The sequence below is a fragment of the Polaribacter staleyi genome, assembly GCF_038024045.1.
GTDB lineage: Bacteria > Bacteroidota > Bacteroidia > Flavobacteriales > Flavobacteriaceae > Polaribacter > Polaribacter butkevichii.
Genome location: NZ_CP150665.1, coordinates 1,047,746 through 1,060,876, shown reverse-complemented (window position 1 = coordinate 1,060,876; position 13,131 = coordinate 1,047,746). Strand labels below are relative to the sequence as shown.

At 30.4% G+C, this 13,131-nt stretch carries 7 protein-coding genes; 3 read left to right on the top strand and 4 right to left on the bottom strand.

The window, feature by feature from the left end; translation table 11 throughout:
* Positions 1-43 precede the first annotated feature (43 nt).
* Both WHD07_RS04495 and tsaD read right to left on the bottom strand, forming a co-directional pair.
* Positions 44-1,900, bottom strand: a complete 1,857-nt coding sequence (locus tag WHD07_RS04495) for an LTA synthase family protein (RefSeq protein ID WP_343330235.1) — start codon at positions 1,898-1,900, stop codon at positions 44-46.
* A 21-nt stretch (positions 1,901-1,921) separates the two neighbouring features.
* Positions 1,922-2,953: a tRNA (adenosine(37)-N6)-threonylcarbamoyltransferase complex transferase subunit TsaD gene (tsaD, locus tag WHD07_RS04490; RefSeq protein WP_343330234.1), complete on the bottom strand. Its 1,032-nt coding sequence runs from the start codon at positions 2,951-2,953 to the stop codon at positions 1,922-1,924.
* A 221-nt stretch (positions 2,954-3,174) separates the two neighbouring features.
* Here tsaD and WHD07_RS04485 point away from each other — a divergent pair, with 221 nt between their 5' ends.
* The 3 genes from WHD07_RS04485 to gap all read left to right on the top strand — a co-directional run bounded on the left by WHD07_RS04485 (position 3,175) and on the right by gap (position 9,812).
* Positions 3,175-7,578 (top strand): translocation/assembly module TamB domain-containing protein, encoded by a 4,404-nt coding sequence (locus tag WHD07_RS04485; protein WP_343330233.1) that lies wholly within the window; start codon positions 3,175-3,177, stop codon positions 7,576-7,578.
* A gap of 224 nt (positions 7,579-7,802) precedes the next feature.
* Positions 7,803-8,786 (top strand): 6-phosphofructokinase, encoded by a 984-nt coding sequence (pfkA, locus tag WHD07_RS04480; protein WP_105049135.1) that lies wholly within the window; start codon positions 7,803-7,805, stop codon positions 8,784-8,786.
* Between the two features lie 24 nt (positions 8,787-8,810).
* The gene (gene gap / locus WHD07_RS04475; RefSeq protein WP_105049134.1) at positions 8,811-9,812 is read left to right on the top strand and encodes a type I glyceraldehyde-3-phosphate dehydrogenase; all 1,002 of its coding nucleotides are present in this window, start codon (positions 8,811-8,813) and stop codon (positions 9,810-9,812) included.
* A 132-nt stretch (positions 9,813-9,944) separates the two neighbouring features.
* Here the strand turns inward: gap and WHD07_RS04470 are convergent, their stop codons facing one another.
* Both WHD07_RS04470 and WHD07_RS04465 read right to left on the bottom strand, forming a co-directional pair.
* Positions 9,945-10,325: a RidA family protein gene (locus WHD07_RS04470; protein WP_343330232.1), complete on the bottom strand. Its 381-nt coding sequence runs from the start codon at positions 10,323-10,325 to the stop codon at positions 9,945-9,947.
* 77 nt (positions 10,326-10,402) lie between these two features.
* Positions 10,403-13,054: a putative LPS assembly protein LptD gene (locus WHD07_RS04465; protein WP_343330231.1), complete on the bottom strand. Its 2,652-nt coding sequence runs from the start codon at positions 13,052-13,054 to the stop codon at positions 10,403-10,405.
* Positions 13,055-13,131 lie beyond the last annotated feature (77 nt).

Genomic DNA, 13,131 nt, shown 5'->3' with positions numbered 1-13,131 from the left:
ATCAATTCAATAGTTAAGTCTCTCTTTTTTATAAATATAAAAACTATTTACGGTCCATAAAATCTTGAAAAGCATCTTGCGAAATTGCTTTTCCTAAGGAATCTAATGCGGTAGCGGCTGTACCTTCTTCTAAAATTGGTTTTTTACTCACATAATCAAATAAATAAAGACCGTTTTTGGTTAATGTACCAAACCCTTTGTTAAATATATAATGCGCGTATTGTTTGTTAGAGGTATTAAAGATGTTTTTACTGAATTTAAAATCAGAATTATCTCCTTTTAATAAATCTAGTAATGTGTAAGAAATGTCTATTTGACTGGCAATATTATCAATTTCAATTCCTTTTTGGTGTAAAGCTCCACCTAGCCATAGCATTGGTATTTTAAATTTTTTAGGCGAATTAAAAGCTCCTTCATGTTTAGGAGTACGATGCCCATGATCTGCAACAATAATAATTAAAGTGTTTTTGTACCAAGGTTGTTGTTTTGCAAATTTTATAAAATTACCAATGGTTTTATCAGTGTAAGCATGTGCACTTCTAAATTTATTTTCTTCTGTATCTTTGCCAAATTTATAGGTGTCAGGGAACTCGTAAGGCTCATGACTGGTAAGTGTTAAGGCAATTTTAAAAAAAGGTTGGCTCTGTTTGTTTTCTAAATCTTTAGCAAAACGATTCATAAAAACATGATCATGAGCGCCCCATTTAGAGTTCCAGTCTTTTTTGTCAAAATCATTTCCATCCACAAAATTGGTAATTCCTGCATTTCGTAAATAGGTATTCATGTTACCAAAGTTTAAATCTCCACCGTAATAAAAGGAAGTTTTGTAACCTAAATCAATCATTTTTTTAGGTAACATGGGTAAGCTTCTTGTTTTATTTGGCATTTTCATAATGCTCTGAGTCGGTTGTGGGTAATAACCGCTTAAAATAGCAGGAATTCCTTTATCTGTTCTATCTCCATTTGCGTAAAAATTTGTGAATAGAATTCCTTCTTTAGAAAGTTTGTTGAGGTTTTCTGTTACGTTAGGCTCGCCACCTAAACAGCCAACAACTTTTGCGGTTAAGCTTTCCCAAACAATTAAAATAACATTGGGGTTAGTAGTGTTTAAAATACTATCTGTATTTGCTGTTAACAGTTTGTTTTGTCTTTTATTGATGATGTTTTTTGCAACTTCTTCATCAAAATATTTATATACATTTTTAGTAATAGACTTATGAGTGAGTGCGTTAAAAAAATTCCATCCATAATTAATGGCTGCATGGTTGGCAAACATTTTTTTAGAAAAATAAACGTTACTTTGGTTAACAGGTATGGTTTGTAAACCACCTCTAACAGGTATAATTAGGGCGGCAGTTATCAATAAAAAAATAACAGATTGTAGCCAGAAACCTTGTTGAACGTTATTTATTTTATTAGTAATTACTTTATTAAAAATTTTAATAAAAAGAAAAGAAATAATTACCCAAAAAAAAGTGCCTGTAATTTTTTGAAATGTAGATGCAGAAGCAATCATAATTTCAGGAGTATTTAAATACTTTAAGAAAGAAGTGTCTAGACGAGTGCCCCAAGATTGGTATAAACTGGCATCAATAATTAATAATAAACTTAAAATAATAATAAGAGTTGCCGAGTACCATTTTATAATAACTCCTATTTTTTTAGGGTTGATAAAAACAGAAAAAAAGATTGCTAAAAACGGAATAAAACATAAATAAGCAGCAAAAGAGCTATCTAATCGTAAACCGTAAACAAAAGTATTTAATGTCGTTAAAAATCCTAAATCCTTGGTGTTATCAAAATAAAAAAGCAGGAAAAAGAAACGCGCAAATGCAAAGTATCCAATCCATAAAAGAAAATAGTAAATATTGAATAAAAGCCTGTTTTTAAATGTTTTCAAGGAGTGAATTCTATGAGTTAATTATGCGTTTTCTGATACTTTTAAACGAGCCTTTGCGGTTACGGAAACATCAGAATAATCGTTGTTTAAGTATTTTAAATACCCTGTTATAGCAATCATTGCTGCATTATCTGTTGTGTATTCAAATTTAGGGATGTAGGTAGTCCATCCAAAATGTTTTTCTGCTAATTGTAAACGAGCTCTAATTTCTGAATTTGCAGAAACCCCACCAGCAATAGCTATGTGTTTAATACCTGTTTGTTTAACCGCATTTTTTAATTTATCCATTAAAATTTCTACAATAGTATATTGTATAGAGGCACAAATGTCATTGAGGTTTTCTTTAATAAAATTAGGATTTATTCTTACTTGTTTCTGAATAAAGTATAAAATTCCGGTTTTTAATCCACTAAAACTAAAATCTAAATCGCCTACTTTAGGTTTTGTAAATTGAAAAGCTTTTGGGTTTCCTAATTTTGCGTGTTTGTCTATTAACGGGCCTCCAGGATATTTTAAGCCTAAAATTTTTGCAGATTTATCAAAAGCTTCACCAACCGCATCATCTATGGTTTCACCTAAAACTTCCATTTCAAAATGATTGGTAACCTTAACAATTTGCGTATGTCCGCCACTAATTGTTAAGCATATAAAAGGAAAAGGAGGCATTTTTTTGCCATCATCTTCAATAAAGTGCGATAATATGTGTGCTTGCATATGGTTTACATCAATTAAAGGAATTTGTAAACCTAAAGCAAGAGACTTTGCAAAAGAAGTGCCTACTAACAAAGACCCCATTAAACCAGGACCTCTAGTAAATGCAATTGCAGACAAATTTTCTTTAGTAATACCTGCTTGTTCTATGGCTTGTTGTACTACTGGCACAATGTTTTGTTGATGCGCTCTAGAAGCTAATTCTGGCACAACTCCGCCATATTTAGAATGTATTACTTGGTTGGCAACAACATTACTTTGCACTTTGTTGTTACAAATTACAGAAGCACTCGTATCGTCACAAGAAGATTCAATACCTAAAATATAAACAGGTTTTTTCATTAAAAAGGTTAATTTAAAGCAAAATTAAGGATAATTTTAGGTTGTCGTCCTTTTTTAAGAATAGAAATTTAATTCTTTGTTAAAATTGCACGTTCTTTGTAATAATTGGCAGTGTTTTTGATTCGTTTATATCATCTTTGTTACATTCATTTTAAATAAAAATCATTATCAAAAAAGTTGGAAAAATATTACTAAAATGGCTTAAGTACTTTGTACTCTTTTTGCTATTTGTTATTATTTTACTTTCTATACCAGCTATTCAAACAAAATTAGGAAATTACGCTACTAAAAAATTAAATGAAGATTTTAATACTAATATTTCTATAGAAAAAATAGATCTATCTTTTTTAGGAAATGTACAGTTAAAAGGAGTAGAAATTAGAGATCATCACCAAGATACTTTAATCTTTGTAAAAAAATTAAGTACTTCTATTTTAAATGCAAAAAAAGTTTTAGAAAGTCAAGTTAATTTAGGTAGTATTTCTTTAGATGGAGGGTATGTTTATATGAAAACATATAAAGGAGAAAAAGATGATAGTATGTCTGTTTTTATAGATGGCTTTGATGATGGTTCTCCTAAAGACTCTTTGGCGCCAAAGTTTATATTAAAATCTTCTAATGTTTATGTTAGTGATTTAAACTATAAATTGATTGATGATAATCGTAAAAGTCCTATTTTATTTTCTGCATCAAACGTAGGTGGAAATTTGCAAGATATGTTAGTTTACGGACCTGATTTTTCATCAAAAATTAGAGGCCTCTATTTAAAAGATAACAGAGGATTAGATATTACAAACCTTACTACCGATTTTTCGTATTCTAAAACAGCAATGCATTTTGTAAATACAACGCTACAAACAAGAGAATCAGAAATTAAGGCAAATATAGATTTTACTTACAAAAGAGAAGATTTAATAGATTTTAATAATAAAGTAAATATAACAGCCTCCTTTGTTAAAAGTAAAGTTTCTGTGCAAGACTTAAAAAAATATTACAATGAGTTAAGTGGTAATGATGATATATACTTTTCTGGAAATTTAAAAGGTAAATTAAATAATTTTTCTTTAAATAAACTTTGGTTAACTTCTAGAAAAGGAATTAAAGTAATTGGTGATTTAGATTTTGTAAATGCTGTTAACTTTGAAAAAGGGTTTGTGTTTAGAGGTAATTTAAGGGATTTAACAGCTACTTATAAAGATTTAAAAAGTGTTTTGCCAAATGTTTTAGGAAAAACGTTGCCTTCGGAATTTATAAAATTTGGTGAGTTTACAATAAAAGGAACAGTTGATGTTACCCCAAAGGAAATAAAAGCGAACCTAGATTTAAATTCGGAAATAGGTGCTGTAGTTTCTGATTTACAGATCTCTAATATAGATGATATTGATTACGCTGCTTATAGCGGTAAAATTGCATTAAATAAGTTTAATGTTGGCGAATTGTTTAACGATCCTTTGTTTGGAGAAGCTTCTTTAAAAGGAGATGTAGAAGGAAGTGGATTTAAGCTAGAAAATATTAATACTTCTTTTATAGGTACAGTTTCTGAACTCAATTTTAAAAACTATACCTATAAAAATATTGAGGCAAATGGGCAATACCAAAACAATAAATTTGATGGAGATTTAAATATTGATGATGTTAATTTTAAAATGAAATTTAATGGGTTGGCAGATTTATCTACAGAGGTAAATAAGTTCGATTTTAAATCTAATATTGAATATTTAAATTTAAAAGAAACAAACCTTTTTACCAGAGATAGTATTGCTGTTTTAAAAGGAGATATAGCATTAGATGTAGAAGGTAATACGTTTGATGATATAACTGGTAAAGCTACGTTTAAAAATGTTTTATACACCAACCAATCAGAAGAGTATAATTTTAAAGAATTTAATGTAACATCATCTTTAAAAGATAGTATTAAAACCATAGAAGTATCTTCTAAAGATATTGCAAAAGGGTATCTTTCTGGTAAGTTTTCTTTTTCAGAACTGTTACCTGTGTCGCAAAATGCTTTGGGTAGTATTTATACAAATTATACACCTTATAAGGTAGCTCCTAACCAATTTTTAGATTTTAATTTTACCATATACAATCAAATTGTAACTGTATTTTTTCCTGATATTTCTATAGATGATAATACAAAAATCAAAGGAAAAATAAAGGCAGATAAAAATCAATTGAGATTAACTGTTTCATCTCCAAAAATTGAAGCTTATGGTAATGAAGTAAAAGATCTTTTGTTAAGGACAGATAATCAAAACCCGCTTTATAATTCGCATTTAACAGCCTCTGAAGTACATACAAAATATTATGATGTTTCTAAGTTAAACCTCTTAAGTTTAAACCAGAATGATACTTTGTATTTTAAATCGGTATTTAAAGGAGGAGTAAAGAAAAATGAAGATTTTAACCTTGATTTCTTTTATACCTTTAATCCCGAAGGGAAATCTGTAGTTGGTTTTGAAAAATCGTCATTTATATTTAAAGAAAACACGTGGGAAATTAATCCTAATGAGTTAAATAAAAACAAAGTTACGTTTAATATAAAAGAAAATGATTTTAATTTTAGTCAGTTTAAATTAACCTCAGGCGAACAAAAAATAGAATTTTCAGGAACTTTAAAAGGAGATTCAGAAAAAATACTTTTAGCTGATTTTACAAAAGTAAAACTGCAAAGTTTTTTACCTAAAATAGATAGTTTGTCTTTAAAAGGAAAACTTTCTGGGCACTTAGATTTTGTACAAAACAAAGGCGTATATAGTCCGGAAGCATTGCTTTCTATTAAAGATTTTCAAGTAAATAACTTTAAACAAGGAGATTTATCTTTAAATGTAAAAGGAGATAATTCTTACGAAAAGTATAATGTTGATTTGTCTATAAATAATGAAAAAGTAAAAAGTATTGCTGCAACAGGTTCTTTAGATTTTTCAGAAAAAAGACCTTTGATAGATTTAGAGGTATATTTAGAAGAATTTGGTCTTGATGCTTTTAGTCCATTAGGGCAAGACGTTTTATCCTCTATAAGAGGAGTTGCAAGTGGCGATTTTTCTTTAAGAGGTTTTTTAGGAAATCCAGAAATGGAAGGGACACTTACCCTTAAAGATGCAGGTTTAAAGTTTCCGTATTTAAATGTAGATTATGATTTTGAAGGAGAATCTATTATTAGTTTGCAAGAACAATCTTTTATCTTTGAAGGAGTTTCATTAATAGATACCAAACACAAAAGTAGAGGGCGGCTTATTGGAGATATAACCCATTTAAATTTTAAGAAATGGTTTTTAAATATTGAAATAGAGAGTAATAATTTATTGGTCTTAGATACCGAAAATACAGATGAAGCATTGTACTATGGTACCGCTTTTATAGATGGTGTTGCTAATATTACAGGTTTAACAGACCAACTAACTATAGATATTAATGCTAAAACAATGGCGGGAACTAGTTTTGTAGTTCCTTTAAAAGATGTAGAAACCGTAGATAGTTATAGTTTAATTCATTTTAAATCTAAAGATTCAGAAGTTAAAAAGAATCAAAAAGAAGTTGCTTTAGAAGCCATTAAAGGACTGTCTTTAAATATAGACTTAGATGTAACAAAAGACGCAACAGCACAGGTTGTTATCGATGAGATAAACGGGAGTCAGTTAACCGGTTCAGGTAAAGGAAACCTTCGAATAGAAATAAATACCCGTGGTAAATTTAATATGTTTGGCGATTATACGATTGACAGTGGAGTTTACGATTTTAAATATGGAGGTATTGTAAATAAACCATTTTTAATACAAAAAGGAGGCACCGTTTCTTGGAACGGAAACCCTTATGAAGCTAATTTAGATGTTACTGCAATTTACAAAGCAAAAGCAAACCCAGGTGTTTTATTACAGAATTTTAATTCTAATAGAAAAATTGAAGTAGACTTGGTAACCAGAATAACAGGGGGTTTGTTTAGTTCTAAGCAAGATTTAGATATTCAATTAACCAACGTAGACCCAACAATTGCAAGTGAGTTAGAGTTTATTTTAAATGATAATAATGTAAACGAAAAAACAACTCAATTTATATCATTACTTGCTTTAGGTAATTTTGCAAACCCAGATAAAGCAGACTTTAGTGCGAGTGAAACTTTTTCTAATACAGCTTCTAGTGCTGTTTCTACAGCTTTTTCTAGTTTATTAAATAATCCTGATGGTAAATTTCAATTAGGGGTAGATTATCAACAAGGGTATAGTGGGAGTGATGTAGATAGGCTTAATATAGACAATCAGGTAGATGTTTCTGTAAGTACACAATTAGGCGATAAAGTAATTATTAATGGTAAGGTAGGTGTGCCTGTTGGTACACAAACTCAATCTAGTGTTGTAGGAGAAGTTAAAGTAGAGGTATTGTTAAATAAAGAAGGTAATTTTAGAGGAGTTATTTTTAACAGACAAAACGAAATACAATATTCTACAGAAGAAGATGGCTACACGCAAGGAGTGGGGCTTTCTTACCAAGTTAACTTTAACACCCTTTCTGGCTTATTAAATAAAATAAGAGGTAAAAAGGGTAAAATAAGAAAACCTAAAGCACCTGTTAAAAAAGATTCCGTAAAGAAATTAAGAGAAAATTTAATTAATTTTGAAGGAAATTAAAAAAATATCTATTTATTAGTAAAGGTGATTTTTATCATTTAATTTTCTTGCTTCCAAGGTTAATTTTGCGTTTCAAAAAATTAACAAAATAATAATGAAAACTATTAAAATTGATTTAAAAAAAACAGCTACTTTTCACTTATAATAGCGAGAATTAGCCTAAAACGATTTCGTAGTTTTATTATTTTAAATGGTTATAAAGCAGTAAATTTACATCAGAATATATGAAAAAAATTACAAAAATAGCAGTTATGACTTCTGGAGGAGACGCTCCAGGGATGAACGCCGCAATTAGAGCCGTAGTTAGGTCTTGTGCTTACTATAGTTTAGGTTGTGTAGGTATTTATAGAGGGTATGAAGGTTTAATTGAAGACGATCTAGTAGATTTAAATGCAAGAAGCGTTCATAATATTATTAACAAAGGAGGTACTATCTTAAAATCGGCAAGATCTAAAGGATTTAGAACCAAAGAAGGCAGGCAAAAAGCTTACGAGAACTTAATGGAACGTGAGGTAGATGCTATGGTGGTAATTGGTGGAGACGGTTCTTTTACTGGGGCAGTATTGTTTAACGAAGAATTTGGTTTTCCTGTAATTGGTATTCCAGGAACTATTGATAATGATATTTTTGGAACTTCTCATACATTAGGATATGATACCGCTTTAAATACAGCAGTAGAAGCAATTGATAAGATTAGAGATACAGCATCTTCACACAACAGACTTTTCTTTGTAGAGGTAATGGGGCGTGATGCAGGTTTTATTGCTTTAAATGCAGGTGTAGGAGCAGGAGCAGAAGAAATCTTAATACCTGAAGAAGATTTAGGATTAGATAGATTACTAGAATCTTTAGAAAAAAGTAGAAGAGCAGGTAAGTCATCTAGTATTGTTGTAGTGGCAGAAGGTGATAAATCTGGTAGAAACGTGTATGAATTAGCTTCTTATGTAGAAGAAAATTTACCTCAGTATGATGTTAGAGTTAGTATCTTAGGGCATATGCAAAGAGGAGGTTCTCCTTCATGCTTTGATAGAGTTTTAGCAAGTAGATTAGGTGTAAAAGCAGTAGAGTTATTATTAGACGGTCAAACCAATCTAATGGTAGGTTTAAAAGATAATAAAGTAATAAGTACAGATATTAAAGAAGCAATTTCAGGTGGTCATTCAATAAACTATGAGTTACTTAGAATTTCTGATATTATAACAACATAAAATAATTAATTAAAAATTAGTAAAATGATTAAAATAGGAATTAACGGGTTTGGAAGAATTGGAAGATTAGCATTCAGATCTACAGTAAATAGAAAAGACGTACAAGTAGTAGCAATTAATGATTTATTAGATGTAGATTATTTAGCTTACATGTTAAAATACGATTCAGTTCATGGTAAATTTGATGGAACTGTTGATGTAAAAGACGGTAAATTAATTGTAAACGGTAACGAAATTAGAATTACAGCAGAAAGAGATCCAGCTAACTTAAAGTGGGATGAAGTTGAAGCAGAATATGTAATTGAATCTACAGGATTTTTCTTAACAGAAGAAACTGCAGGAAAACACTTAGAAGCAGGAGCTAAAAAAGTAGTTTTATCTGCACCTTCTAAAGATCATACACCAATGTTTGTAATGGGTGTAAATAATACTGAGTTAAAAGCAGATCAAAAGATTTTTTCTAACGCATCTTGTACTACTAACTGTTTATCTCCTATCGCTAAAGTATTAAACGATAACTGGGGTATTTCAGAAGGATTAATGACAACTGTACACGCTGCAACTGCAACTCAAAAAACTGTTGATGGTCCTTCTATGAAAGACTGGAGAGGTGGACGTTCTGCAATTGGTAACGTAATACCTTCTTCTACAGGAGCTGCAAAAGCTGTTGGAAAAGTAATTCCTGCTTTAGATGGAAAATTAACTGGTATGGCTTTCAGAATTCCAACTATGGATGTTTCTGTTGTTGATTTAACAGTTAAATTAGAAAAACCAGCTACTTATGCAGAAATTTGTGCTGCAATGAAAGCTGCTTCTGAAAGTGGAGCTATGAAAGGTGTTTTAGGATACACTGAAGATATGGTAGTTTCTCAAGACTTTGTTGGAGATACTCGTACTTCTATCTTTGATGCAAAAGCAGGTATCGCATTAAATGATAACTTTGTAAAAGTTGTTTCTTGGTATGATAACGAAATAGGATACTCAACTAAAATAGTTGATTTAATTGAATATGCAGCTTCTTTATAAGAACTCAAAAATAAATTCAATAAAAAACCTGATAGATTAATTTCTATCAGGTTTTTTTAGTTTTGAATACTGAATACTGAATACTGAATACTGAATACTGAATACTGAATACTGAATACTGAATACTGAATATTATTTTACAGCAATAGCGCTAATTTCTACATTTACAAATTTAGGTAAGTTAGCTACTTCCACCGTTTCTCTTGCTGGAGCCGTTTCTTCATTAAAATAGTTTCCGTAAACCTCGTTTATTTCTCCAAAATTATTCATATCAGAAATAAATATAGATGTTTTAATTACGTTTTCAAAAGTCATATCAGCAGCAGCTAAAACTTCTTTTAAATTTTCCATAACTTGTGTTGTTTCTTCTTTAATAGAGTCTAAAACAAGTTCTCCTGTATTAGGGTTAATAGCTATTTGGCCAGAAGTATATAAAGTGTTTCCGCTTAATACCGCTTGGTTATATGGGCCTATTGGAGCTGGTGCTTTTGTAGTTGTTATTATTTTTTTCATTTTTTTAAAGTTTCAAAGTTTCAAAGTTTTCATTTTTGCTAACTGCTAACTGCTAACTGCTAACTGCTAACTGCTAACTAGAATAACCTTCTATCTGCTGGTTTGTTTTTATCCCATTTTAAATCTGATAATACAGAAGATTTTACCCCTATAAAGAAGGTGTAAGAAGAATTTGTACCAAAAGGAACCCAGTTAAAATTAAATTGCCAGCTATCTAAATCTCTTGTAAAATTAAATCTAGAAAACGTAAATGCACCTCCTTTAACATCGTATCCAGAAGAATACCCCATTTTCCATTTAGGAGATAACTCTAGATTACCGCTAAACATAATACTGTGTATACCTATATTTCCACCATCTATACCATTATTGGTATAACTTGTAGAATATGCCAAATTTATAGACCAAGGTATGTCTGCTCTATATAGTTTTGCTTCTTTGTTTTTATCTTTCTCTTCAGTATTAATGCCTTTTTGTTCTCCAAATCGATCCGTTGGGTTTATATCTGCTCCAATAACATCAGGAGGATTGTTTGCGTTGTTATTTTGTTTGTCTTTAGAGTCCTTATCAAAATCGGCACTAGAAATAGAATAATTTGCGGTTAAACTTGCATTGGTTAAGCGCAGTATGTTTGCATTGTATTCATTAATTCTTATTCCTTTACTGTTTACTTTATAAGGATCCATAGAACCACTTAAATTAACAGATAATTTATCTTTAAACAATCTTGTTCCTGCAGAAAAACTAACAGGAGACCATCGTAAACTATCCGCAGCAATATTATAAGAACTACTAAAGTTTAAATTATTTAAAATGGTAATTTTTTCATCCTCTTCATCACTATCTGGGTCTTTAGGTGCTACTTTGGCTTCAATTACGTTGTTTAACGAAATTCCTATAGAATTACTTAGTCCTGATGATGGAGCTCCGTAGATACCTTGATCATAAACGGTGTAGTCTAATAAATCGGTAGCATCTGCACTTTGTTGTACTTGCTGAATGTATTTATCTTTAAAATCGGGTCTGTATGAATAAGAAATAGAAGGCCTAAAAGTATGTCTAATTGTTTTTAAACGTCCTTTCTTAAAATTGAAGGTACCATAAATATTTGTAGATAAACTAATACCAGCATTGTATTCTCTATAACTTTTAAAACCTCTAAGAGTATCGGTTACTACAACATTATCTGTAATGTCGTATTTTTTTTGAATATAATCAAATTGCCACGTTTCTTCATAATTAGCACTTGGTGATAAAGTAAAGTATTTAAATGCTTTTATGTTTGTGCTGGTTCCTGTTTTATGTTGTACACCAGATCTTGCTGTTTCAAACATTTTAGCAGTAAAAAACTCATCATCATTGGTGTTAATTAAATACTGACCTTGCATGGTGTAATTAAAACCCATTTTTTGAATGGGCGTTTTTTGCACACCACCTTTTCCTGCAAACGGATATACCCTGTTCATGTTTACCGTTAACGATGGTAAAGTCATGGTGATTTTTTCTGTATTGGTGTTTTGCTGATGACTCGCCGTAAGGTTCATATTAAAAGGTGTACCAACAAATGTTTTACTATAGTTTATAGATGAATTAAATGTATTTGTTTGTGTCTGAGAAACATTATATTGATTTTGAGATTCTCTAAAAAACTTACTACTCCCTAAGTTTACAGAAGCTGTAAATCTAGAATTAGGACTTGCTTTTGCGTCTTGATTATGAGACCACCTGATATTAAAATTATTGGCTTTGCTATAATCATCAAAACCTCTAATTCCGTTAATATTATTTTCAAAATTGAAACTAAAAGAACCACTAAAACGATATCTTTTTCTGTAGTTAGAGCTTATTCTGGTTCCCCAACTTCCATTAGAGTAAGCATCACCTAAAACAGTTAAATCCATATAATCACTTATAGCAAAGTAATAACCACCGTTTTGAAAACCGATACCTCTATCACTACTACCTGTATCAAAAGCCGGAATTAAAAAACCAGATACACTTGTTTCCGTTATCGGAAAATAGGCAAATGGTAAAAAGATAGGTGTAGGTATGTCTGCCAAAACTAAATTACTTGTACCAACAATAATCTTTTTTCCAGGAACAAGTTTTGCTTTGTCTGTAGCAATATAATAATCGGGTACTTTTTTTTCTGATGTTGTAAAACGGATGTTTCTAATGTAAATAGTAGAGTCGTTTACACGTTTGGTTTTTTCACCATAGGTAAACATTTCTCCTTGTTTGGTTTTTAAACCGTAAATTAATGCTCTTTTACTTTTTAAATTATAGATAATAGAATCTTGTTCAGATTCTTGGCTACCTTGTTTAAAAACGGGGCGCTGTGTGTACCCTGTACTATCTATAATTCCTTTAGCAAAAACGGTGTTCTTTTTATAATCTACTATTATTATTCCTGCTTTTAAATCGATGTCTGTATACGTAATATTCGCTTCGTTATAAAGTGTAACCTTTTTGTTCTTTGCGTCTTGTATGGTGTAGTCTTTAGCTACGTGTACAATAAGATCTTCTATAGTTTCTTTAGGTTTTAAAGAATCTAATGCAATTGTATCCGCTTTTTTTAAGGCTAAAGAGTCTTTTGAGCTTTTAAAGATAGAGTCTTTCTTAGCTACAGAAAGTGCCGTTGTGTTCTTAGATTTAAGGTCTTGTGAGAAGCCTATTTCTATAAAAAATATAGAGCAAAATAAAAGAATGTATGATAGGTTTGTTTGCAATGCTTTAAATGCTATTTTTGTATAAAGGTAAAAGTATGGCTCAATATTTGGAACACCAAATTTAAGAAGCCAAAATT

Excerpts from the sequence above, each read along its gene's own strand:
- pfkA (WP_105049135.1), top strand. The coding sequence starts at position 7,803 with ATGAAAAAAATTACAAAAATAGCAGTTATGACTTCTGGAGGAGACGCT.
- gap (WP_105049134.1), top strand. The coding sequence starts at position 8,811 with ATGATTAAAATAGGAATTAACGGGTTTGGAAGAATTGGAAGATTAGCA.
- tsaD (WP_343330234.1), bottom strand. The coding sequence starts at position 2,953 with ATGAAAAAACCTGTTTATATTTTAGGTATTGAATCTTCTTGTGACGAT.
- WHD07_RS04470 (WP_343330232.1), bottom strand. The coding sequence starts at position 10,325 with ATGAAAAAAATAATAACAACTACAAAAGCACCAGCTCCAATAGGCCCA.